Raw genomic sequence first — 23820 nt, forward strand, 5'->3', positions numbered from 1 at the left:
AAATATTAAGGATAAAATATATGAATTACTTAGGATATGGTGGTATTGCTCTTGGAACAATACTTGCATAGTAATATCATTTAATGTGAATAAATCAATATTAGGGGCTATCATTCATGGATTTTTTGGATGGTTTTATATTGTATATTATTTGTTATTTAGAAAATAGACTTCTTGCATAACCTCCTTCTAAAGGTGATTTGTACGTCAATCCGGTACTCGCATCCTCACGTTGCTTGCGTGTACGCTGCGGTGGCAAGTGCTTCCGTCTTTCTTTCAAAGTCCCTCTTTCTAGATAGGTTATGCAAGAAGTCTAATAATAGGCATCATCTACGAGAATAAAAGCTTTAAGTTGCTTTAAAGAGTGAAGTTTGTTAATCTCTATAAAAACATATTTGAGATTATATGATAACTACATATTTAAAGGAAAATAGTTCTATAGTAAAAAATGAAGAATATATTATTAATGAATCCACATTATGGATTGATTTATTCAATATAACAGATGAAGAAAAAGTAATAGTAAAAAATACATTAAATATAGAAATACCGACTTTAAAGGACATATCGCAAATTGAGATTTCTGAGAGGTTATATGTTGAAAATGAGGCGTTATATCTAACTATTACGGAACTCGTTAATAAAGAGCAAGAATTTCCTGAAACACATTCTATAGTATTTATTTTGCATAAATGTTGTCTTATAACAGTTCGTTACGTAGAATTAATACCCTTTAATGACTGTATAAATAAATTTGCTAAGCAGCTTAATAACAAACATAATGCAGAAAATATTTTATTTATGTTACTTCGTAATATGGTAACAAGATTATCGAATATTGTACAGTCGATTAGTATGGATATTGATGATTATGGACGTTTAATACTTGATAATAATATTAATGATTTGCGTATAGATCATACCAATGTATTAAAGAAAATAGGTCGAAAAGGTGATTTACTTTCTAAAAGCCGTGAGTGTTTATTTTCTTTAACTATGGCTATTCAATATATTTTAAAATCTCCACAAATAACTCACAATAAAGCATCTAAGGATCTATTAGATACATTGCTTCGAGACGTAGGCTCAATAATTAATTTTTCACAATTTATATCTAGCGAGATTGCAAGAACCCTAGACGCAGCACTCGGTATGATTGCAATTGAACAAAATAATATTATTAAAATTTTCTCGTTGGTTACTATATTTTTTCTCCCACCCACTTTAATAGCTAGTATTTACGGCATGAATTTTACCGTAATGCCTGAGCTTAAATCACCATATGGTTATCCTATAGCCTTATTCTTAATGCTATTATCTACAATTATTACCTATAAATATTTTAAGAAACGGAAGTGGTGGTAAGTTTTTATTGAGAATAGTTCGATAGAATTTTGCATAAAAATCAATGACCGTATTTTATAGTCAATTGATTTGGACTCACCTACATCATTACTCGTTGCTTTCCTATTAGTTATAGGCTTCGTGCCTTGCGCCTTTTATGCAAATCTCATTGAATGACTATATTACCAACAGTTAAAATTTCTTAAATTTCAATTTAATAATAATTAGGATTTAAATATGAGCGAATTAGATTTTGCAGTAGAAAAGACAAGTTTTATAGTAAGTGTTATTGATGCTATTGAAGAGTATATAAAAGCAGAATTTTTATTTGACTATGAAGAGCAAAAAGAAAATTTTCAATATATCCAAGGTGATTTAAATAATTTTGAATTGCCTGAGATTATTAAAAATTCTGGAGTCATGCAAGAATTCTTTAGATTAAAATCAGAATTTAGGAAATATATTAAAGATAAAAATTATACAATAGAGGATGAATTTTTTGCAGAAATATATAAAAAATCAAGTATATCTATAGAAGAGAAAATTGTAGAAATAGATACAAAAATAGAGCATATTAAAAACGATCAACCTGAAAATGAAGAAAAAAAGGCTTGGGAGTGGAATAAGAGTAATGAATTAGAGCAAAAAGCAATAGAAGAGGTGTATCAGAAAAAACAAGATAAGGAAAGTATAGATAGTTATAAACAATTAGGGGCAAGGGTAAAAGCGGTAAGAGCTAAATCATCAATAGAAAAGATGGAAGATCATTTTTTAGTGAAAGAGAAAATATTAAGTGCAGAAGAAATGAAAGCTATTATTTCAAATCGTGAATTATTAAATACATTAGCTAGTTATAATTATATGGCTAGTGCAAATGCAGTAACAAAATTATTTGAAATTGCTCGTAATTATTATTAAGATGATAAGCACAAAGGCATAAATGAACTTGGAGCAATAAACTATACAAACAAAAACAACTTATCTTCTTAATGAAAATATTTAAAAATTACTTAAACAAAAGCAACTTAGTTTTAAAGATATTGATTACGTAGTTGGTCATGAGTTAGATAAGTTATGTGAGTTAATAGCAGGAAATAGTACAATCCTTACTTTTAATAATGATCAAATACATAACAGTAATGATTTTTTTGATTTAGCAATATTAGATAGGTTAGAAGAAACGCTCAAAAAGTGAGCTGATGATTTTACGGTAAATGATGAGCGGATAAAATTCTATAGAACACTAACAGAAGAAAATGATAAAAAATTCTTTTTTGAAAATTGGAAGTTAATAAAATGGTGTTCCGATACCATAACTTATAAGGAACTATTGCAGTTGTTACCTAGTAAAAATTTTATTAGATCTCTTAAAAGATAGAAATTTATATAAATTAACAGAAAAAATGACTATTTCTAAAAATGAGTTACTTGAGATGTCACAAGAGGCATAAGAAAATTATTTAAAAGAAATAAAGGTTGAAGATTGTTTAGATATTCATTTAGACTCTATGAACATGAATACTCTTAAACTTATTATAGCATCAAATGTGATTCTTAGTAATATCTAATTCAATTCTGATACTACCGTAATTATAGAAGCAGGAAGGTCTTTGAATATCGTTGGTACACTAAATCTAGTATCAGGCAGTACTTTAAATATATCTAGTGAGGGTACATTAGGGTCAAATATTGTTTCAAAAGGTATAATAGAAAATATAAATAATGGTCAATCAGTAATTAAGGATCACTTCTGAAATTCTTTTAAATAATACTATTGCACTCAATTTAAATTTTATGGAAGAAAATACGGATAGTAATTCAGATACAACAATATTGGGAAATACTGATCCGGAGATTTAATAAATAATATTGTAAGTTCTTTCTAAACTCTATTTTTATTCGCAACTAGGGATAAGATTAAAAAAAATCTTATCCCTTTTTTGTCGGTTACTTTATAGCCTTATTTTCAATGCTATTATCTATAATTATCAACTCTAAATTTTTATAAATACTATATAGCTTTATATGATTTTTTCTTGTTAAAAACTTAACAGCTATGAATAAAATACCAACTATATCTTGACTTTTATAAAAAATTGCCATATTATGTGGTAATTCCTATAGGATATGATAATTAAGTTAATTATATAATATATAAGGATATAAATATGCAAAAAATATTGTTTAAAGGCCCGAATATAAGTGTGAGAAATGTAAATTCTGATATCAAGGAAATAAAAACCTTAGCTGAATTACCTTCAGGTACAGGTAGTGAATATTTTATAAGTGCACATGGATTAGAGTTTTTCTATAAACCTACTAATTTAGGTTTAGTGGGAAGAATTAAATCATACTTTATGCCTGAGCCTTCTTACTTATCAATGCGTATATTTTCTGATGAAGGTACAACTTCTGTGTTAGATATTACACTGCTTAATAAAATACAAAATAATACCACTGCAAATCAATGTAATATTGTTCATATATTTTCTTGTCATTCAGGAGCCGCTCAACATCATTTAGATTGGATACAGGGCAATATGGTGTTATGCACTTATAATAAGGCCAGCGATGCAAATATTGTACTATTAGCTCAAAATAATTACGATGCTAGAACAAAAAATGACTCTTTATTTGAATATATAAGAGAGCATTTTCATCTATTAGTAGCATCAGATTTTAGTATAAGCTATAAATTAGACGATCAAATTTATAGTTTTTCTTTAAGTGCTAATAAAATTAAACAGATGAAAAGCATAAAGGAGTTGCCGGCTTTTCTCCATAAAGAATATAAAGCTTTTGTAAAATTTTATAAAAATATTCATGAGAAATATCATGAATCATATCCTGAAATATTTAACTTAAATATAGAAACAAAGCCGAAAGAATTAACATACGATGACTTAATCAGGGTATTTAATAGCGCTTTAACCTTAGAAGTATGTAATTTTAATAAATTTTCTCTAAGCAAGATAGAGACTATGTTAAATCAGAAAGGATTATGCACTGATACTAGTATAGCGAACGCTATAGAGAAAGGGAATTCTAAACTATTAATTTGTTTACTTAATTATGGTGATACTAAAGTAAGTACCTATAATCTTAATAAGGCTATAGAGAAAGGTGATTTAGCTATTCTAAAAGCTGTACTTGAGCATAGTACTACAAACATAGAATCATATAATCTTAATAAGGCTATAGAGAAAGGTGATTTAGCTATTCTAAAAGCTGTACTTGAGCATAGTACTACAAACATAGAATCATATAATCTTAATAAGGCTATAGAGAAAGGTGATTTAGCTATTCTAAAAGCTGTACTTGAGCATAGTACTATAGAGGTAGATAGCTATAATATTTATGAGGCTATAGAGAAAGGTGATTTAGCTATTCTAAAAGCTGTACTTGAGCATAGTACTACAAACATAGAATCATATAATCTTAATAAGGCTATAGAGAAAGGTGATTTAGCTATTCTAAAAGCTGTACTTGAGCATAGTACTACAAACATAGCATTATATAATCTTGATAAGGCTATAGAGAAAGGTGATTTAGCTATTCTAAAAGCTGTACTTGAGCATCCTACTATAGAGGTAGGTAGCTATAATATTTATAAGGCAGAAGAGACACATAATTTAGACGTTATCGAATTAGTAAAAAAATATTATAATTCTACTATAAATACTATTACGTCTGAAGAAAATACTATATATACAACACTTACTGTAGTAGAAGAAGTACCGGCATTAGGAGAGGGGACAGAGGGAGTATAAGTAATAAAATTCAATATTATTCCCGTGGAAGGCTTGCTTGCATGGTTTGAAAAACCTACTCGATGTCATTCCCGCGAAAGCGGGAATGACATAAAACAAGCCATGCCACAACGCAGCGACTGTAAGGAGCGTGGCAATCTATAAAAAATAGTAAAAAATTTGTAGATCAGAATTTTTTACTGGATTGCTTCGTCAAAATTTTCAATTTTTCCTCGCAATGACGGCAAAACCAAGCCACGTGAGTAATGCCAAGTCATTTCAAAGACCTCTTCGGACACTCTACTTCTAGAGGTAATTTGTACGTCGATCCGGTACTCGAATCCTCACGTACTCTTTTGTATGCTGCGGTTCTGCGTTCCGTGTCTCCTTCAAATTCCTCTCTATAAGCGAGTTTCCGAAGAGGTCTATTAAAATCTAAATATTTCTTAGAATTACTTTACTTAATTCATAATTCAAGTGTGAGAAGTTTATCTCTTCAAATCCTTTTCTCGGAATAATAATCATTGCAAATTTTATAGCCTTAAAGCTAGAATCACTAACAATAATTCTAATTAGATGTCGTATACGCCTTTTAATTTTGTTGCGAACTACAGCTTTTTTATTTAGCTTTCTGCTAACTTTGATTCCTAAAAAGGTATTATATTTTGATTCAAGGAAGCTTTTTGGAAGTTTTGTGGCGATTACCAAAATAAAATATCTCTCATGGAGCTTCTTTCCAAGCTTATTTATAAGCTCAAATTCTTTTTGATTTTTTAAAGAGGTAATAGACAATTTAGTAAGTCAGATTATTTTAAGCAGATAATTTATGTCTACCTTTAGCACGACGCTTTCTTAAGATTGCTCTTCCGGTTGGAGTCGCCATTCTAGATCTAAAACCATGTCTTCTTTTTCTAACTAAATTACTAGGTTGAAATGTACGTTTCATAATATTTATACCGAACGAAAATAAAAATTAATTATTATAAATATGTCATCCCGTGGTCAAGCCACGGGATGACATTAAATACTTAAATATGTGCTTTTGCTTTTTCTACGATACTTACGAATCCGTCACTGTTATTGACGGCAAGTTCTGCAAGTACTTTACGATCTATATCGATTTCTGCTTTTTTAAGAGCTCCCATAAATTGAGAGTAAACAAGCCCATGTTCTCTTACTGCTGCATTTATTCTTTGAATCCATAAGCCTCTAAAATCACGTTTACGGTTTCTACGATCTCTATAAGCATATTGGAGGGCTTTTTCTACTTTTTCAATAGCTACTCTAAAACAGCTATTTGCTCTACCTCTATAGCCTTTGGCTAATTTAAGGATTTTCTTATGTCGACTTTTGGAAATTTTTCCTGATTTTGCACGTGTCATTGCTTTAGCTCCTAGTTAATTAATTTATACCGTACGGTAAAAAATATTTTTTAATATTATATCCGTCTTGAGGACAAAGTATTGTAGTGCCTCTAAGGTTACGAATTTGAGCTTTAGTACGACGACGCATAAAATGTTTTTTACCTGCTTGAGATGCAATAACCTTGCCGCTAGCAGTAAGTTTAAAACGTTTTTTTACAGCAGATTTTGTTTTTAATTTAGGCATATTGTTCCTTATAATTGGTATTTCTAGGTTGAAACGGTAAAACATTAGGCATACCAAAGCCATATTACCGATGAAACCTAGATAATAGTTTTGTTTATTAGTTATTGCAAGATTTTTTTATAAAAATGTACTATAATGTTTTTAATCAATCGATAATAATTTAAAAATGTTTGGACAAAATCCTAAAAGAAGCATATTAAACGGTGACGGTACTCAGTTAGAGGTACAGTCTATTTTTAAGACTATACAAGGGGAGGGCATTTTTGTAGGTTGTCCTGCGATCTTTATTAGGCTTGGAGGATGTAATCTTGCTTGTAATTTTTGTGATACGGAGTTTGAAGATTTTGATTTAGTAGATATAGATAAGATTTTGAATAAAGTAGAAAGCCTGGCATTAAATTCTAAAAATGAAAAATCGATTAATTTAGTAGTAATAACCGGCGGTGAGCCGATGCGTCAACCTATAGAGTTATTATGTCAGAAGTTATTAGACCGAGATGTTAAAGTTCAAATAGAGACTAACGGTACGTTATATCGTTCTTTGCCGAAAGAAGTGTCTATAATTTGTTCGCCGAAGGTAGGTAAAACCGGTTATAGTAAAATAAGAGAAGATTTATTGCCTAAAATTAGTGCGGTGAAATTTATCGTTGCTAAAAATATTTTAGAATATAGTCTCATACCGGAAGTAGGGCAAACCTCTTATAATATACCGGTTTTTATTCAACCTATGGATCAAAACAACCAAAGACTTAATGGCGAAAATAATGAGTTAGCAGTAAAATTAGCATTAGAGAGCGGTGCTAGATTATCTCTGCAAACTCATAAATTTTTAAATATCCCATAGATTTAGGTCGCCGTATGACCCCTTTTCATCACCTAATAATATTACTATTCCAACGTTACCATTGTCAGAATTAGAAGGATAAAGCTCTTTAAAAATTTTAATTATAACGATATAATTTCCCTCATTGTCTTTGTTGTTCTACAGAAGGGAAAGGTAAGATAATTTTGTCAGCATCTATGTTACTTTTTGATGTTGATGTTATCATAGATTCAATTGAAAACTTTCGGTACAGAATTGTTGGAGTTGTGCTACATGTAATTACCTGCTTTTCATTGTCTAAATTAGAAACCTCCGCATTGTCTGCTTGTTCTCTAACATTTGTTTGGTAGCACATATGTAATATACTAAACTAAATCTAAGTGAATTTTGCATTCCGGTTCTTTAATTTTTAACAAGAGTATTGATACATAAGAATCGTCATCTTCACTATCTTCACTCTCGCTGTCACTCCCAAATATAGTCAGCGTCAGAAGAGTACATAATAGATTCAAGGAGAAAATCCTTATTATATCCTTGGCAGCAATTTCTTCTCCACAGTTTGAGGGATTTGCAATACGCTTAGGTTGTATCTGTTTCATAATTTCCTTACAAAATAATTTCGGTTAGAACTAAATTTCTTTTCAATATCCAATAAATTAAAGAATTTTAACTAAGGAATATATTACTACTATATTCTAGTCAAAAATTAATTTACTTGAATTTTTAATTGTACTTAAGTATGATAATGAAGATTTATTATAAGTTAATATGGAGTAATAATGAGTGAAATATTAGAGCTTGAAGCGGAATCCCGCACGGAATTCGGTACGGGAGCAGCAAGAGCATTAAGAAGAGCAGGGCGTGTTCCGGCTATTATTTATGGAGCGGGTAAAACACCAGTTAGTATTTCTTTGGAAGAAAAGGAAATAACTAAATATTATAGAAAGCCGGCTTTTATCTCTCAGTTAATTAATTTAACAATTGATAAGAAAAAATATAAAGTATTGCCGAAGGCTGTAGACTTACATCCTGTTACGGATATAGTACGCCATGTTGATTTTGTCTTTTTAGAAGAGAAAACCCAAAAAATGGAAGTACCTGTAGTATATGAAGGGAAAGAAAGAGCTTTAGGCGTTAAAAGAGGTGGATACTTTAATATAGTAAAAAGAAGAGTTACTTTATTATGTGATGTTAATAATATCCCAAGAAACGTAACTATAGATGTTACTAATATGCCTATGGCTACTTCGCTAAAATCGTCAAAAATAGAATTACCAAAAGGATGTAGTTTTGTTACAAAAAAAGAATTTGTCCTTGCAACTATTATAGGACGTAGAGGAGTAAAAACTGACGCTGAAGGGGAACAACAAGCCGCTGAAGCAGGGAAGTAAGATAATTTTCACGATAAGGACTTGCTTAGATACTTAAATCGTTATTGCAAGGATTCGTAAGCGTTGTTGTTTGGCTCGTTTTATGCCATTCCTAGCTAGAAGTGGGAATCCGGTAATCTTTAATTGTCATACTGCGAGCTTATAGCGGTATCCAGTCTTTGTTAATTTTTTTCTGGATACCGTGGTCAAGCCACGGTATGACATCGGGTAGGTTTTTCGATCCACGCAATAATGCTGAGCTAAGAATGACATTATTCTGTACTTCTTGCAAATCAATACTTCTTTAAAAATTTTCCATTACTATTTACTTAGGTAAATTATTATGATTCTTGTTATTGGTCTTGGTAATCCAGGAAAAGAGTATCAATATACGAGGCATAATGTCGGCTTTATTGCTATAGAGAAAATAGCAAACCAATATAATTCATCATTTAGTACAAAGAAAAAATTCAATTGTGAAATTGCTGAAACTATTAGTGATGGACAAAAGATAATTTTTATAAAGCCTACCACCTATATGAACTTGTCCGGGAAGTCAGTGATATCGGTGAAAACATATTATAATATCCACCCCGCAAAAATCTTTGTTATTCATGATGATATTGATTTAGAAACAGGTAGAATAAAATTTAAAACCGGTGGCGGTAATGGCGGGCATAATGGTTTAAAGTCGATTGATGGGGTTATAGGTAATAATTATAACCGGATTAGGATTGGAGTCGGTAGACCGCAAAATAATCAGGATGTAGCAGATTACGTACTTAATAATTTCTCTAAACCGGAGTATGAAACAGTAATGCAAGATATAGATAGAATCACTAGTAGCTTTGGTTTAATATTAGAGAATAAGTTAGAAGAATTTAAGAATAAGATAGCTTGATATATTCAATGTTATTCCTACGACTTGATCGACGTTGCTGAGTGGATACCAACTCGTCATTGCAAGGAAAAACTGTAAGTTTTGACGAAGCAATCTCAGGAATTCTATACTACTGCACGAGATTGCCACATTGATGCTACGCATCTCCTCGCAATGACGGGAAAACGATATTAAAACTAAACAGCAAAGAAGCAACGATTTATGACACAAAATTTTGAAATTGTTTATGCTGATGCAATGGATAGAACTCATAGAACTATAATTATTGAGGCATTGAACAAAGATGCTAGAGAACACAAGGGGTTAGTAGGATATATTGAATCTTTTTCATTTTCCTGTTTAGATCAGGATAAAAATTTTGTTGTAGGAATTAGCGGTATGAGTTCTTAGGGGGATTTTACATTGATTCACTCTTTGTTAATGAAAATATAAGAAACTAAAATTATTATGGTACTGTACTAATGCAAAAGGCTGAGGATTTAGCACGTGAACGAGGCTGTAATTTTATTCATCTTGTTACTATGGATTTCCAAGCAAAATCGTTTTATGAGACACTGGGGTATAAAATTGAATTTGCTATGCACGGTTACGAAAAAGATTCTATAATGTATTATTTACGGAAAAATTTATGACACTAAAACTCGGAATTGTTGGGTTGCCAAATGTCGGTAAGTCGACGTTATTTAATGCCTTAACGGCAAGTCAGGCTGCAGATGCCGCTAATTATCCGTTTTGTACTATTGAGCCTAATAGCAGCAAAGTTTTAGTGCCTGATGCGCGTTTGCATAAACTAGCAAGCTTAGCCGGAAGCGGTAAAATTATTCCGTCTTATATTGAGTTTGTCGATATTGCAGGGCTTGTTAAAGGAGCAAGCAAAGGGGAGGGGCTAGGTAATAAGTTCTTATCTCATATCAGGGAAGTCGATGCAATACTGCACGTACTGCGTTGTTTTGAAGATGAGGATATAATGCACGTACATAACAAAGTCGATCCGCTGCATGACCTCGAGATTATTGAAACGGAATTAATACTTGCCGATATAGAATCGGTTGAAAAGCGTTTAGCTACAAGTGCAAAACGCTTGAAGTCAGGCGATAAAGCAATGGCAGAGCAGATAGAGCTGTTAAAAGAGGTTTATAAGGTATTAGGTGAGGATAAACCTGCAAGAGTGCTAAATGAAGCTTTAAGAGTTGATAATTTAAAACAATTGCAGTTAATTACCTCTAAGCCCGTTTTATATATATGTAACGTACTTGAAAAAGATGCAGCTATAGGTAATGAATTTACAAAATTAGTAGCGGAAAGAGCAAAGAAAGAAAATGCTAAAAGTGTCGTAATTTCTTCAAAAATAGAAGCTGAAATTGCTTTACTTGAAAGCATGGAAGAAAAGGAAGAGTTTTTAAAATTTATAGGTTTAGACGAAACAGGGCTTAGTAAAGTCATTAAAGAGGGGTATAATCTTTTAAACCTTAAAAGCTTTTTTACTATAGGACCAAAGGAAGCCCATAGCTGGACTTTTAAAGACGGCACACTTGCACCGGCTGCTGCCGGTATTATTCATACCGATTTTGAAAAAGGTTTTATCAGAGCAGAAGTTATCGGCTATAAAGATTACATAAATCTCGGTAGTGAAGCAAAAGCCAAGGAAGTAGGTAAAATGCGTTTAGAGGGTAAAGAATATAAAATGCAGGATGGGGATATAGTACATTTTAGATTTAACGTTTAAATAACGATCAGCTATGAAAACAATTTGACCAAAATGGTCTCTTGAAGTTCAAGATAGGCTTGATTATATAGTGCAGCAAATTTTGGCTGTTGCCAAGGATAAAATTGCCCTGATTATCTTGTATGGCTCGTATGCTAGGTGATTGGGTTAAAGATATGTATACGGTATTACTTATAGTGATACAAGTGATTTTAACTTTTTAGTAGAAAAAAAGATAAATTTAAGGAGCATGTTACTTTAAGGGTAGAATCTAAGATAGAAAAAAGGTTAGAACAAACAAGCTTAAGAAAAGCCGAGGTTTTTTTTGCTAGAACCTTGGATAGACAAGCTTGAAAAAGGGCGTTATTTTTATACCGACATTAAGAATGAAGGTATTTTTTTATATGATAGTGGCGAGCAGCTTTCTCGAGCTAAAAATTTGCCTTGGAGTGAAGTAAAAGAAATGGCTAAAGAAGATTATGAATACTGGTTTGGTAGAGGCAAGAGTTTTTTTATTGATTGTAAATACCCATTAGAAAGAGGTGATTTTAGTAAAAGTGCTTTTGAGCTGCATCAAGCCACTGAAAGTGTTTACAGTAGCATTTTATTAGTTTTTGCCTGTTACAAACCAAAGTTACACGATATAAGAAAGCTAGGTGTATATTGTGTAAATTATAATGTTGAACTACTTAAAGTATTTCTGCAATCGTCTCCCAAAAAGAATGTTTTGAATTACTAGAAAAAGCTTACGTTGATGCAATATATGATAAAAATTATAGAATTAGCAGAGAGCAGTTACTTTACTTGATTGAGAGAATAGAAAGATTAAAAATGATAATGGAAAAAATTTGTTTGGAGCGGATTAATCGATAAAACTCGATGAACCGAAATAAAAAAAATCATTTATGAAAATTATTGCGAAGATTCCGGCATGGATGCTTTTATGCTTATTTATTTTATCACCGACTACGGAAACAATTTATACTTCAGGATTACCGAGTTTAACCAAATATTTTGGCATTGACGGTGGTCTCACTCAAATTACATCTACATTATATTTTCTAGGGTTTGCTCTTGGTATATTATCACTCGGCAGATTATCGGATATTTACGGCAGGAGACCTATAGCTTTATTAGGGCTTTTTATTTATGTTGTATCTTCAATTATTAGCATTTTTGCAGTTAATATAGAAATGCTGATGATAGCTCGTTTTGTGCAAGCTTTCGGTGTAAGTGTAGGTTCTGTTATTGGGCAGGCTATGGCTAGAGACTCCTATCAAGGCTTAGAGTTATCATATGTCTATGCTAGCTTATCTCCGTGGCTGTTATTTATCCCTTCTCTAGGTTCATCTATAGGGGGCTATATTATAGAATATTCAAGCTGGCATTATGTTTTTGTATTTTTTAGCCTTACCGGTACTATATTGTTAGCTTTATATTATAAAGTTTTACCTGAAACAAATTCTTATATAGATTTTTCCCAAAGCAGTAAATATTTTGAGGTTTTGCAGGTAATTATTAAAGATAAAATTCTTTGGTTATATGCTTTTATCATCGGTGCATTTAACGGCATATATTACGGTTTTTTCATAGAAGCTCCTTTTATTTTGATTGATAAAATGAAAGTTTCGCCATCTTTTTACGGTAAATTAGCGTTTTTGTTATCTTTTGCCGCTATCTTTGGAGGCTTTTTAGGAGGGTATTTAATAAAAAAATGCCATGTACACGATAAAAAAGTTATGGGTTTAGGATTTATTTTTAGTTTGTGCGGTTGTATATTATTTGCGGTAAATGCTGTTATATTAGAAGTTATTTCAACGAGTCATAATCTTGCAATCGCTATGATATTTGCACCGATGATGATTCATATGGTTGGGCATAATCTACTTATCCCTATGACGCTTCGTTATGCACTGAAGGATTATGCTAAAGTAACAGGTACAGCAGGATCTATATTTGGTGCAATATACTACGTAGTTATCGCTGCTGTAACTTATTTGGTTTCTAAAATACACGGCACAACGATAAGCAATTTTGCTTTATTATGCTTCGTTTTAAGTATTAGCTCTGCTATTTCGTTTTACTGTATTTGGATTTTATATAATAAAAAGTCAAATATTCCTAACTAAACACAGGTGTCGTCATTGTGAGCAGCTGTGGTGTTGTTGTATGGCCCGAAGAAAGCATTCGATGTCATTCCTACGAAAACAGGAATCCAAGGTAAAGCGAGATAAATTGAACTTTTAGTTTTAAAAATCTAGCATATTTATACTTTTTTTGACTGGATTCCCGCCTACGCGGGAATGACATTAAGAAAGTTAGAGATAACCTGGTATATCATCTGTATGCTCTTCACCCTCAAGAGTCATATCCTCTTTTAAGGCTTCCATACTACAGCTACTAAATACATCAAGGTTATTCTGCTCGGCTTGCCATTTTAAGCTAGCTTCTTTAAAACTAACAATACCTTTTTCAATTTCTGCTAATGTCAAATTTTTTATTTCGTGTAAAAAATTCTCTATATCTGCTTTTGCTTCTGGATTTTTTTCGATGAATGGATTAAAAAACTCCTTGATACCTGCTAATAATTCTTTTTTCCCAGGTTCTATATCTTTAGAATCTAGAGCTTGAGCTATCGGTGTATTAACTGTATCCTCGTTGTTTGCTATATCCTCTTCCTTTTCAAAACTTTTATCAAGTGCGTTATTAGAAGTATTAATATGGAATAACTCTTTATAAAAATTATTCATGACAATTTGGTCGTTAGGGTTATTTGCATTATAATGATTTATTATTTTATCAATAGCTTCTTTAAACTTTTCATTATAAGGTGCATTTCTAAAGGTGGAGCTTCCATATATAGACTTTTTAGCAAATTCTTTTAGTGCTTGCAGATTTTCAGTACTAGAATTACTCATCTCAGCATGTTTTTCCGGAATATAAGTAGCTATTTCTATTAATTTATTACCAAAAATGCTTTGAGCGGTTTTTTCATCAGCTTGTTGTGTTGCTTCTAATATTTTACCGGGCATATTATTTTTCACTAGTTCTAGCATGCCTCCGCCGCAACAAACAGTTTGGTAATCATCATTATTTTCTTCTTTTAATGATAAATACAAAGCGTTGTCTATGTGATAGTTATTTTCCTTTAATAATTTCCATGTTTGTAAGGTTGGGTCATTAGCATATATTCCACCATCAATAATTTTATGTGATTTAGTATTGGTTATATTACGGAAATTGTGGCTGGGGAAATATCCAGGTGCTGCAGTGATGCCTTGTATTATATCTGAAATGTAATAATCATTCTCTTCACTTTGTCTAGCAGCTATAGTAGAGAAGGTTATAAGAGGATTTTGTTTATTATTTAGATCATAACCTGTAACTACAACATCACCGATTAAATCCTTGAGGGTATAATCCTTACAATATTCTTTCAATAATTTTACTAATGGTTCAGGAGAAAATTTATGGCTGAATAAGCCATTAAAACTCCAAAGTTTTCTAAAAGTTAATCCTACCGGAAAAATATCGTGTGCCATTTCTTCAAACAGTTCTTGAGCTTGCTCTGCACTGAATAAAGGTTTTCCGGGATTATTAGGATTCGGTAAATTAAGCAAAATAGAAATAAGTCCTCCAACACTGGTCCCTCCAGTAAAATCGAATATCTCACAAATAGGCTTACCGGTTATTTGCTCCATTATTTTTAATTTTTCTAAATGGATATTTCCTTTTACTCCACCGCCTTCAAATAGTGCTAAGCTAATCTTATTATTGTTTATATCTACCATAACTACCTTTCAAAAATACTAAGCGAGCAAAATACAATAAAAATTAACTTTTGTCAATAAAATTATCTGTCTTCAGTCTAAACTGAACAAAAATTAACTTATAAAATAAATTGTCACTATTAGTAAAGAAAACTTAATTAATGATTAATATTTTAGTATATAGTTAATATTATAACTATAATGGTATGAGATACGCTAAGTCATCCTAGTAATATAGATCCTCAGTTATTAGCTCAAGAAGTAAATACAATGATGCCCTTAGTAGAGAAAGATTTAGCTGATGTTGAAGATACAATAACTTATGGAAAAGAACGATTATTTAAATTTGTTAAAGATAAGAAAATTACGGAAGCTTTGGCATTTATGTATTGTTTTGAGGGAAATACTGGACAAACTTTAGATATTAAAGAATTATGTACTACAAATGATTTATTGTATAGAGATGATTTCAGTGCCCTTACGGAGACACTAGATACTCTCGCCCCCCTTATAGGGATATTTTTTTCTAAATAATTTAACACTAATTCTACTATAAATAATAATGCTAAAATACGAAAACTTTGATAGCTCCTCTGATGAAGAGTTAAAAGGAAATTATACTTTACCTAAGTATCTTAATTTTTTACTTAAAAATATACTAGATATTAATTATATATATAACTCTGAAGATTTTAAACTTAAGCTAGGTTTAGTATTACATAATTTAGCTGATAGATTTTTTAAATATTCTACTATTAGAAATATTTATAAAAAAATTAAATCTGAAATATTAGTTGTAGATAATGAGTATTACGAAGAAAATTTTAATATTATCAAAACTGCTTTTAATAAACATAATTATTTAAAGATTATAACAAAGAAAATATAAGTGATAAGGATTATCAAAAGCTATTGCACTGTGTATTTAATCCAAATCACTCTATTCCTAAGATATTTGCTTTAGCAGACGGTATTAATGCTCAGCATGCAAAGAAAGTATTATTACAAGAATTGCAAAACAGTAATATCAACTTAAAAAAATATAAGTAATAACCCATACATAATTCTAAATGACTTTTAGCTTTTGCTGAAATGATTGGCAGGAATAATAAAATCATAAATTACTTTGCAGAAAAGTTAACACATTGGTTATTTATGCTTGCAACGCATAGCAATAATGCAACCTTATTTACGGCTCCTATGTTTTTAGCACTTATTGATAAAAATAGTATATTTATTATCATATAAGGAGTTTTTTCCTATGTCTGCTGAGCATGCCGTTGCTCAAACAAGAGGTATACTGAAAAACTATAAATATGTGTTACCAAATTCCTGTCCAATAGATTTATGACACTACAAATGTACAAAATGGTAATCTATTACTTATTAAAGAAGGTAATATATTAATAGAATGGCTTAGTAAAAAATTAAATAATTATAAACTAGCAAATATAGCACGAATATTTGACATCTTAGCTTCAATGTAATTTTACAAAAATATGGATAATGTAAAAAGCAATGATATAAAATCTTTTTTAGCAAAAGTGCATAAATTAGAGAATTGTCCTATAAATTTGTTAAATGCATTAGACCAAAATTTAACTGCTTTAATTCTTAAAGTAAACAATATAGGAGAACGCAATTTAAAGCTTACAAAAACTAAATTGCTTGAAAAAAAGGATTTTTCTCAAGATTTAAAGGATTTAATTGAAATAACCTACTTGGAATTTACTGAAAGCTTAAAAAATATTGAAGGGTTTTTAGCTCAAAAACACGCATCTCTCAAGAAAGAAATTAAAAAAATCCTACCTGAAATTCTACAAATTTTATGTGCTAAAATAAAAGAATGGTATGATATTGATGCACCTGAATATGCTAAGAATGTATTACAAGATATTACCCCCAAATTTAATCAAACTATTTCTCCTACCTCGTCTCAAAAGAGATTAAAACTTTCCTTTTCTAAAAGAAAAGATATATATGATTCAAATGATGATAATAATCAAACTTTGGAAACAACTGATATAGACAATAGTATGAAAGAATATTTTAAACTAATTGGAGAACATACTAATACTATATACGATTAAAAACAGTATTAATATTATGGTCTTTTTGAGGTCCTAGAACTTGGTAGCTAAGAGTAAATGAATCAGGATTTAAAAATACATAGGTAGTATTATATTGATCTTTACCACATAGATGATTGCCTGTAGCTTGTATACTCAAATGATTTGAAGAATTGTTTCTGCAAAACTTCGGAGGACTCGCATGCTCACCTATTAATTATGGCTGTGTGTACTCGCTCCTCGTTTTACATTCCAATTCTCCAAATCATTTGAGTATACCCTGTCTGCATAAACAAATTTTAATTGATAAAATAAGCTCTTTTCAGGAGCAATAAAATATTTTGTAATATTACTATTCTTAAAAATATACCTATATTCTTGATTAGCGTGGATTTGATAATCGTAGTCGTGATAGTGAATTTGTAATTCCTCTTTCTAGATTAATTCATTTAAACTTTTAAGTAAGAAATATGCTACCCCCTCACCGTAACCATAATTATCTATAATTCTGTTAATTTGGTATTTTCCGGAGAATCTTGAAAAAATTTCTTTTACTGAATCGTTTTTTGAGAGCATTTGATATATATCTATGTCATTCCTGTGACGTTGTGGCTTTATTGTATGGTTGTTTATGTCATGACCACGAAAGCGGAAATCCAGTAATTTAAAGGTTATACGCAATAAGTTTGTACAATTAAAAGCTCGATTGATTTTGCTTTACCCGGGATTCCCGCTTTCGCGGGAATGACATCGAGTTGGTTTTTCGGACCATGCAACAAAGTCGGCTTGACCACGGCATGACATTTAGTTCTGCAATATTTTCATTAGCAAATTAATCTCTTCGCGTAATTCTATATCGTTTTCCAGTAATTCTTCTACTTTCTTAATAGCATACATAACCGTCGTGTGGTCTTTTTTACCGAATTTTTTACCGATATCTGCAAGACTTTTCGGCGTTAATGCTTTACTAAGATACATGGCTATTTGACGCGGTCTTGCAACTTCTCGTAATCTCCGTGATGAAGACATATCGGATAACTTAATATTATAACGGCTAGCTACCTTTTTCTGAATATCTTCAACGGTAATTATTCTTTCATTAGAACGCAGTAAATCCCGCAAAATATTTTGTGTGTTTTCGAGTGTAATTTCTTTTAAAGTAAAATTAGAATGAGCGATCACCTTATTTAAAGCTCCTTCAAGTTCTCTAACGTTTGAAACGATTTTAGATGCTAAAAAATCCATTACGTCTTTTGGTATTTTAACGTTCATCTGCTCAATCTTAGATTCTAAAATACCAAGTCGTAGCTCATAAGTAGTACTATGAACGTCGGCAACTAAGCCCCATCCAAGACGAGATTTTATCCGATCTTCAATATTATCTAAATCTGAAGGCGATCTATCACAAGAAATAACCATTTGACGGTTATTATCAATCAATGTATTAAAAGTATGGAAAAATTCTTCCTGCGTACTATCTTTACCGCAAATAAATTGAATATCATCAATCATTAACACGTCAACCGAACGAAATTTCTCTTTAAACGAGATTACTTCTTTATTACGCAGAGCTTTAACAAACTGATACATAAATTTTTCTGCCGACATGTATATCACTTTGCGGCTTGGATTATTCTGCTTGATGTACCAACCGATTGCATGCATTAAATGAGTTTTACCAAGCCCTACGCCGCCATATAGAAAAAGAGGATTAGACTCAGAAACCGCACCTGATGATTCCGCAACCGCTCTTGCGGCTGCATAAGCTAGCTCATTTGGGGCTCCAACCACAAAATTATCGAAAGTAAAACGTACGTCAAGGGTTGAAAAGATATTTTCCGAATTAAGCTCACTGCTGCCGATATCGGCAAAAGTCTTAGTAGGTAATTCTATAACTGTTTGGGTTGTTCCAGGTAACTCTTTAGTAATTATTTCAATTGACTTAATGGTATTATTATAATGTTGAAATAGTTGCAATATGACCATAGAGTACTTGGATTTTATCCAATCTCTAACAAAGTTAGTAGGGACACAAAGAATAACGGTATTTAATGAAGACTCGATAAAATTGACTTTACTAAACCAGCTATTATATAGAGTTTCACCGTAATGATTGTAAAGATCTTGAGCCACGTGACTCCAGACATTTACATAATTATCACCTTGATCCGTTAAAATTATTTGGTTAGTACTCACTTAAAACTGCCACGGTAAGTTATTTTGTTTCCAGCCTTTATCTTGATTATTTCCTTCAAAGCCGTCACTAATATTATAACAATTTTTATAACCTATACTAGTTATAAAATTTGCTGCGATAAATGACCTATATCCTGAACGGCACAGAAAAAATATTATTGCATGAATTTTATCGTTAACGATAGATAAAAAACTATCTTCAAAATCTTTATTCAATTGCCAACTTAGAAAGATCACCTTATTTTTATTATCTAAATGAGGTATCCCCACTTGCTGCCACTCTTCTCTAGTTCTAACATCTACAAGAAAAGCATTATCATTTGAAATTAGCATATCATAAGCTTTTGTAGAACAGATATTTTGAACCGACATATTTACGCTTTTTTGCTGTTATTGATAATAAAAGTTAATAGAATTTTACCCATGTAGAATGGATTTATTAGAGTGCTGAATTATTAAAGTATTTTAAAATGATCTTGGTATCTGATTATTTTAATAATATTATTATAAAAAAATTTTGCAAGATGTTATAGATGAATAAATTAAATAAAAATTCTTTACAAAAGAAACTTTTTTACCGTAGTAAAAATCGCGGTTGCAGAGAAATGGATTATATACTCGGTAGCTTTGCCGAAAAGTATCTATCCTTAATGGATGAAAAAAAACTTGGAAGCTATTCTTTAATACTTGATCAAAATGATAATGATCTTTATAATTGGATTAATAATAAATCTTCTGCTCCTTCTTATCTAGATGCCGAAATAATTGATAAATTACGCAAAATAGCAAAAATATAAACTCCTGTAGAATGTTACAACAAAAATTTCCGGCGGCTGCCAAATCTTTCTTTGCAATTGATAATTTTACTAAGAATCTTAAGCAAGATTTCATCTTGAGTGCGAGTAATGAAGAGGAGGCGTTGCAATTATACAAGCAAGCTTTATTTTTTTCTTCTAATGAAAAGATTTATTACTTTCCAAGCTATAATACCATCCCTTATGACCATACGTCACCAAATGCAAATATCTTATCTAGACGTGCAGAAACATTAACCAAGCTAACAACAAATAATAGTAATAGCAAATTACTCATCACTCATACAGCGAACTTATTAAACAAATTACCGCCGAAAGATTTTTTTTCTAAATATTTTTTGAAATTATCCCCTAAAATGAAATTTACTACGGATGAGCTTGCTATGTTTCTAGTAGAAAATAGTTTTACAAGAAATGCGATTAGCATCGATGCCGGGGAATTTGCGGTTAGAGGCGAAATCATTGATATAATATTGCCCGGTCCTAAAGCTTATAGAATTCATTTTAGCTGGGGTTATATTGAATCAATAAAAGAATTTGATATTGATACGCAAATTTCGACTAAATCCTGCAGGGAGCTTATTATTAGTCCTGCAAATGAGATAGTTTTAAATAGTGAAACTATAGGTAATTTTAAGAATAATTACTTACGAAATTTTGGAGTTAATCATACTGATAATGCTTTATATGAGGCGGTAATATCTGGAAGAAAATTCACAGGATATGAACAATTACTCCCGTTATTTTACGATTCCTGCTCTAACTTAATAGATTATTTAAACGATCCTATTTTCATATTCGATAATTTGTCAAAAAAAGCCATTTTAGAATTTGAACATAGTTATAACGATTTTTATTCGGCAAGGTCAGAGGCAAATAAACTTAAATTTAATAGTTTCTATCCCACCCTTGCACCGACTAGCTTATATTTTACCGCTTCTGAAATAACGGAATTACTAGAACAAAAAAATAATATACTACTTACTTTTGAAAACTCAGAGCAAGCTAGCTTAATTGAAAATATAGCTGCTACAAGTTTTATAGAAAAGAAAACGGTTTCCGATAAATTATTTGAGGTTATTAAAGCAAATTCTCATAAGAAAATTATTATAGGCTCAAGCGTTTTAAGTAGTTTTGAGCGAATCAAAAGCATAATTCAAAATTATGAATATAAATATAATGAGATAAATAAATTAGATGAGGCTAAGGCTTCAATGATAAATGTCGGGATAATTCCTTTAAATCAAAGCTTTTATACGAAAGAATATTTATTTATTACCGCTAGCGAATTATTAGAAGAAAAACCTCGCGCTACAAACACTAACAAAAAACTTAAAAATATCTTGCTGGAGCTTGATAATTTAGCTGAAGGCGAATTGGTTGTTCACAAAGATCATGGAATAGGGCAGTTTTTAAAGCTAGAAGCTTTAGAAATTAAAGGCAAACCACATGATTTTTTAAAGATTTTATATGCCGGTAATGATAAATTATATATACCAGTTGAAAGTATAGAGGTAATAAAAAAATACGGCAATGATAATGCGGAGCTTGATAAGCTTGGTAGCGTTTCATGGCAAAGAAGTAAGGCAAAGCTTAAAAATCGTATAAAAGAGATAGCACTGCATTTAATACAAATAGCAGCTAAAAGGAAACTTAATAGTAGTGCTTCCGTTGAATTTGACCTTGAAGAATATGATAAATTTTGTGCTAATTTTCCTTTCAGCGAAACGGAAGACCAATTAATCGCTATAAACGATATTAAAGAAGATCTAAGAAACGGTATGTTAATGGATAGGTTAATATGCGGTGATGTCGGGTTTGGTAAAACAGAGGTAGCAATGCGTGCCGTATTTATGGTAGCAAAATCTCTAAATGAACATTTACCTCAAGTAGCCGTAGTTGTACCGACAACTATTTTATGTAGTCAACATTTTTCAAGGTTCATAGAAAGGTTCAAAGGTTTTGGTTTAAATATCAAGCAATTATCTAGCGTTATTAGTTCTAAAGAAGCAAAAATTATAAGATCGGAGCTTGAAAGCGGTAAAATAAATATAATAATAGGCACTCATTCTTTATTACATAAAAATATAAAATTCTTTAATTTGAAATTGTTAATAATCGATGAAGAACAACATTTCGGTGTCGGTCAAAAAGAATTTCTTAAATCGCTAAAATCCTCTTCCCATGTACTTGCAATGTCGGCAACACCGATTCCTCGAACGCTGCAAATGTCAATGACTGGTTTAAAAGAACTTAGCATTATTGCAACGCCGCCTCTAAACAGGCTGGAAGTTCGTACCTTGGTGATGCCGTTTGATCCTGTTATTATCAGAGATGCATTATTACGCGAACATTTTAGAGGCGGAAGAAGCTTTTATGTAGTTCCAAGAATTAAAGATATAGAGGATATCACAAAACAATTAAAACAAATCGTGCCGGAATTGAGCTATAAAATAGCTTACGGAAAAATGACTCCGAGTAAAATTGATGAGGTTATGAGCGAGTTTTATGCCGGCAAATTCGATATACTAGTCTCAACTACTATTATAGAATCAGGAATTGATATAGCCGAGGCAAATACCATGATCATACATAATGCTGATATGCTGGGTCTTAGTCAGCTATATCAATTGCGTGGTCGCATAGGTCGAGGTAAAATGCGGGGTTATGCCTATCTAACGGTAGCAAGTCATAAAAAGATGACATCGCACTCCTTAAGACGCTTAGAGATAATACAAAATAGTTGTGCTTTGGGCTCAGGTTTTACTATTGCAAGCCGTGATATGGATTTACGAGGTGTCGGTAATTTGATAGGTGAAGAACAATCAGGACAAATTAAAGAAGTAGGTACAGAACTCTATCAAGAAATGCTGGAAGAACAAATAGCTATTTTAAAAGATGAACCGATTGTTTCAGAACAACCCTTTATCCCTACTATTAATTTGGGATTATCCGTTTTTATTCCAGATAATTATGTAGCCGATGCGGCTCTTAAACTTGGACTATATAGAAGAATAGGTAATTTAAGTAATGAGATAGAAGTAGAGACATTTAAAGATGAGATGATTGATAGATTCGGTTTACTACCGATTGAATTTAATAATTTACTTGATATTGTAAAAATAAAACTATTATGCTTTAAGTTAAATATTGAAAATCTAGATTCAGGAGATAACGGATTTGTGATTAAATTTTATAAAAATGCCGATATGACTGATAAAATTTTAAAATTCGTTAGTACTTACTCTGATCAGGCAAAAATCAAACCAGATAATAAATTAGTGTATATCAAGAAATTAGTAGATAAAAATATAATTGTTGAGGCAAATCAACTACTTTGGAATTTATCGGAGGTGTAGACTCGATGTCATTCCTGCTCCGTCATTGCGAGCAGCCGTAGGCTGCGTAGCAATCTCATGAAATAATAACAAACTCCTGAGATTGCTTCGTCAATTGCTATGCAATTTCCT

General features: G+C 31.3%; 28 protein-coding genes and 3 pseudogenes. 18 read left to right on the top strand and 13 right to left on the bottom strand.

Going from position 1 to position 23820, the window contains the following annotated elements; translation table 11 throughout:
- Positions 1–154: 154 nt before the first annotated feature.
- Positions 155–280, bottom strand: coding sequence for a hypothetical protein (locus RJP_RS11085; RefSeq protein WP_261792617.1), 126 nt, complete (start codon positions 278–280; stop codon positions 155–157).
- A gap of 125 nt (positions 281–405) precedes the next feature.
- Between RJP_RS11085 and RJP_RS04835 the strand changes: the two genes are divergently transcribed.
- The 3 genes and pseudogenes from RJP_RS04835 (at position 406) to RJP_RS08125 (ending at position 3109) form a co-directional block, all read left to right on the top strand.
- Entirely contained in the window at positions 406–1365 is a 960-nt protein-coding gene (locus RJP_RS04835; protein WP_014120957.1) for a magnesium transporter CorA family protein, read from the top strand.
- Positions 1366–1581: 216 nt separating this feature from the next.
- Positions 1582–1908: pseudogene (locus tag RJP_RS11430) on the top strand (hypothetical protein); the annotation flags it as partial.
- A gap of 944 nt (positions 1909–2852) precedes the next feature.
- A pseudogene (locus RJP_RS08125) lies at positions 2853–3109 on the top strand (hypothetical protein).
- Between the two features lie 182 nt (positions 3110–3291).
- Here RJP_RS08125 and RJP_RS09625 read toward each other — a convergent pair.
- On the bottom strand, positions 3292–3447 hold the full coding sequence (locus RJP_RS09625; RefSeq protein WP_014014578.1) for a hypothetical protein: 156 nt from the start codon (positions 3445–3447) through the stop codon (positions 3292–3294).
- A gap of 65 nt (positions 3448–3512) precedes the next feature.
- On the opposite strand from RJP_RS09625, the gene RJP_RS04850 reads away from it, so the two are divergent.
- Positions 3513–5114: a hypothetical protein gene (locus RJP_RS04850; protein ID WP_014120958.1), complete on the top strand. Its 1602-nt coding sequence runs from the start codon at positions 3513–3515 to the stop codon at positions 5112–5114.
- A gap of 414 nt (positions 5115–5528) precedes the next feature.
- Here the strand turns inward: RJP_RS04850 and rnpA are convergent, their stop codons facing one another.
- From rnpA to rpmI, 4 genes are all read right to left on the bottom strand, one after another.
- Positions 5529–5885, bottom strand: coding sequence for a ribonuclease P protein component (rnpA, locus tag RJP_RS04855; RefSeq protein ID WP_014014576.1), 357 nt, complete (start codon positions 5883–5885; stop codon positions 5529–5531).
- Positions 5886–5904: 19 nt separating this feature from the next.
- Positions 5905–6039: a 50S ribosomal protein L34 gene (rpmH, locus tag RJP_RS04860; RefSeq protein WP_011270688.1), complete on the bottom strand. Its 135-nt coding sequence runs from the start codon at positions 6037–6039 to the stop codon at positions 5905–5907.
- Between the two features lie 82 nt (positions 6040–6121).
- Entirely contained in the window at positions 6122–6475 is a 354-nt protein-coding gene (gene rplT / locus RJP_RS04865; RefSeq protein WP_014014575.1) for a 50S ribosomal protein L20, read from the bottom strand.
- Positions 6476–6494: 19 nt separating this feature from the next.
- Positions 6495–6701, bottom strand: a complete 207-nt coding sequence (gene rpmI, locus RJP_RS04870; protein WP_004997924.1) for a 50S ribosomal protein L35 — start codon at positions 6699–6701, stop codon at positions 6495–6497.
- Positions 6702–6867: 166 nt separating this feature from the next.
- Here rpmI and RJP_RS04875 point away from each other — a divergent pair, with 166 nt between their 5' ends.
- Positions 6868–7545, top strand: a complete 678-nt coding sequence (locus RJP_RS04875; RefSeq protein WP_004997925.1) for a 7-carboxy-7-deazaguanine synthase QueE — start codon at positions 6868–6870, stop codon at positions 7543–7545.
- Positions 7546–7889: 344 nt separating this feature from the next.
- On the opposite strand, the gene RJP_RS10655 is transcribed toward RJP_RS04875, so the two are convergent.
- Entirely contained in the window at positions 7890–8123 is a 234-nt protein-coding gene (locus RJP_RS10655) for a hypothetical protein (RefSeq protein WP_225981239.1), read from the bottom strand.
- 180 nt (positions 8124–8303) lie between these two features.
- Here RJP_RS10655 and RJP_RS04890 point away from each other — a divergent pair, with 180 nt between their 5' ends.
- Positions 8304–8915, top strand: coding sequence for a 50S ribosomal protein L25/general stress protein Ctc (locus RJP_RS04890; protein WP_014120960.1), 612 nt, complete (start codon positions 8304–8306; stop codon positions 8913–8915).
- A 139-nt stretch (positions 8916–9054) separates the two neighbouring features.
- Here RJP_RS04890 and RJP_RS11090 read toward each other — a convergent pair whose 3' ends face one another.
- Positions 9055–9186, bottom strand: a complete 132-nt coding sequence (locus tag RJP_RS11090) for a hypothetical protein (RefSeq protein WP_261368691.1) — start codon at positions 9184–9186, stop codon at positions 9055–9057.
- A 51-nt stretch (positions 9187–9237) separates the two neighbouring features.
- On the opposite strand from RJP_RS11090, the gene pth reads away from it, so the two are divergent.
- The 6 genes and pseudogenes from pth (at position 9238) to RJP_RS04920 (ending at position 13629) form a co-directional block, all read left to right on the top strand.
- The gene (gene pth, locus RJP_RS04895) at positions 9238–9795 is read left to right on the top strand and encodes an aminoacyl-tRNA hydrolase (protein ID WP_014120961.1); all 558 of its coding nucleotides are present in this window, start codon (positions 9238–9240) and stop codon (positions 9793–9795) included.
- Positions 9796–9996: 201 nt separating this feature from the next.
- Positions 9997–10182, top strand: a pseudogene (locus RJP_RS04900) (acetyltransferase); the annotation flags it as partial.
- A gap of 74 nt (positions 10183–10256) precedes the next feature.
- Entirely contained in the window at positions 10257–10427 is a 171-nt protein-coding gene (locus RJP_RS04905) for an N-acetyltransferase (protein WP_024704620.1), read from the top strand.
- On the top strand, positions 10424–11521 hold the full coding sequence (ychF, locus tag RJP_RS04910; protein ID WP_014120962.1) for a redox-regulated ATPase YchF: 1098 nt from the start codon (positions 10424–10426) through the stop codon (positions 11519–11521). The genes RJP_RS04905 and ychF overlap by 4 nt, the downstream gene beginning before the upstream one ends.
- 304 nt (positions 11522–11825) lie before the next feature.
- Positions 11826–12239: a HEPN domain-containing protein gene (locus tag RJP_RS08140; protein ID WP_225981238.1), complete on the top strand. Its 414-nt coding sequence runs from the start codon at positions 11826–11828 to the stop codon at positions 12237–12239.
- Between the two features lie 166 nt (positions 12240–12405).
- Positions 12406–13629, top strand: coding sequence for a Bcr/CflA family efflux MFS transporter (locus tag RJP_RS04920; protein WP_014120963.1), 1224 nt, complete (start codon positions 12406–12408; stop codon positions 13627–13629).
- A 189-nt stretch (positions 13630–13818) separates the two neighbouring features.
- On the opposite strand, the gene RJP_RS04925 is transcribed toward RJP_RS04920, so the two are convergent.
- Complete coding sequence (locus RJP_RS04925) at positions 13819–15291, bottom strand: patatin-like phospholipase family protein (RefSeq protein WP_014120964.1); 1473 nt, start codon at positions 15289–15291, stop codon at positions 13819–13821.
- Positions 15292–15540: 249 nt separating this feature from the next.
- Here RJP_RS04925 and RJP_RS04930 point away from each other — a divergent pair, with 249 nt between their 5' ends.
- The 4 genes from RJP_RS04930 (at position 15541) to RJP_RS10665 (ending at position 17360) form a co-directional block, all read left to right on the top strand.
- On the top strand, positions 15541–15804 hold the full coding sequence (locus RJP_RS04930; RefSeq protein ID WP_014120965.1) for a hypothetical protein: 264 nt from the start codon (positions 15541–15543) through the stop codon (positions 15802–15804).
- A 28-nt stretch (positions 15805–15832) separates the two neighbouring features.
- Positions 15833–16159, top strand: a complete 327-nt coding sequence (locus tag RJP_RS04935; RefSeq protein WP_014120966.1) for a hypothetical protein — start codon at positions 15833–15835, stop codon at positions 16157–16159.
- A gap of 203 nt (positions 16160–16362) precedes the next feature.
- Positions 16363–16518 carry a hypothetical protein gene (locus RJP_RS10660; protein ID WP_225981237.1) on the top strand — a complete coding sequence of 52 codons (156 nt, stop codon included), beginning with the start codon at positions 16363–16365 and terminating at the stop codon, positions 16516–16518.
- 251 nt (positions 16519–16769) lie between these two features.
- The gene (locus RJP_RS10665; protein WP_225981236.1) at positions 16770–17360 is read left to right on the top strand and encodes a hypothetical protein; all 591 of its coding nucleotides are present in this window, start codon (positions 16770–16772) and stop codon (positions 17358–17360) included.
- On the opposite strand, the gene RJP_RS10670 is transcribed toward RJP_RS10665, so the two are convergent.
- From RJP_RS10670 to RJP_RS04960, 4 genes are all read right to left on the bottom strand, one after another.
- Complete coding sequence (locus RJP_RS10670; RefSeq protein WP_222610397.1) at positions 17347–17499, bottom strand: DUF6314 family protein; 153 nt, start codon at positions 17497–17499, stop codon at positions 17347–17349. The genes RJP_RS10665 and RJP_RS10670 overlap by 14 nt on opposite strands.
- A 275-nt stretch (positions 17500–17774) precedes the next feature.
- A complete protein-coding gene (locus tag RJP_RS09630) occupies positions 17775–17915 on the bottom strand; it encodes a hypothetical protein (protein WP_167535735.1) in 141 nt (46 codons plus the stop codon).
- A 228-nt stretch (positions 17916–18143) separates the two neighbouring features.
- Positions 18144–19535 (bottom strand): chromosomal replication initiator protein DnaA, encoded by a 1392-nt coding sequence (gene dnaA, locus RJP_RS04955; protein WP_014120967.1) that lies wholly within the window; start codon positions 19533–19535, stop codon positions 18144–18146.
- The gene (locus RJP_RS04960; RefSeq protein ID WP_014120968.1) at positions 19536–19907 is read right to left on the bottom strand and encodes a rhodanese-like domain-containing protein; all 372 of its coding nucleotides are present in this window, start codon (positions 19905–19907) and stop codon (positions 19536–19538) included.
- 161 nt (positions 19908–20068) lie between these two features.
- Between RJP_RS04960 and RJP_RS04965 the strand changes: the two genes are divergently transcribed.
- Positions 20069–20332, top strand: a complete 264-nt coding sequence (locus tag RJP_RS04965) for an FAD assembly factor SdhE (RefSeq protein WP_008580148.1) — start codon at positions 20069–20071, stop codon at positions 20330–20332.
- Positions 20333–20343: 11 nt separating this feature from the next.
- Complete coding sequence (mfd, locus tag RJP_RS04970) at positions 20344–23709, top strand: transcription-repair coupling factor (protein ID WP_014120969.1); 3366 nt, start codon at positions 20344–20346, stop codon at positions 23707–23709.
- Positions 23710–23820: the final 111 nt, after the last annotated feature.

The organism is Rickettsia japonica YH (assembly GCF_000283595.1).
GTDB lineage: Bacteria > Pseudomonadota > Alphaproteobacteria > Rickettsiales > Rickettsiaceae > Rickettsia > Rickettsia rickettsii.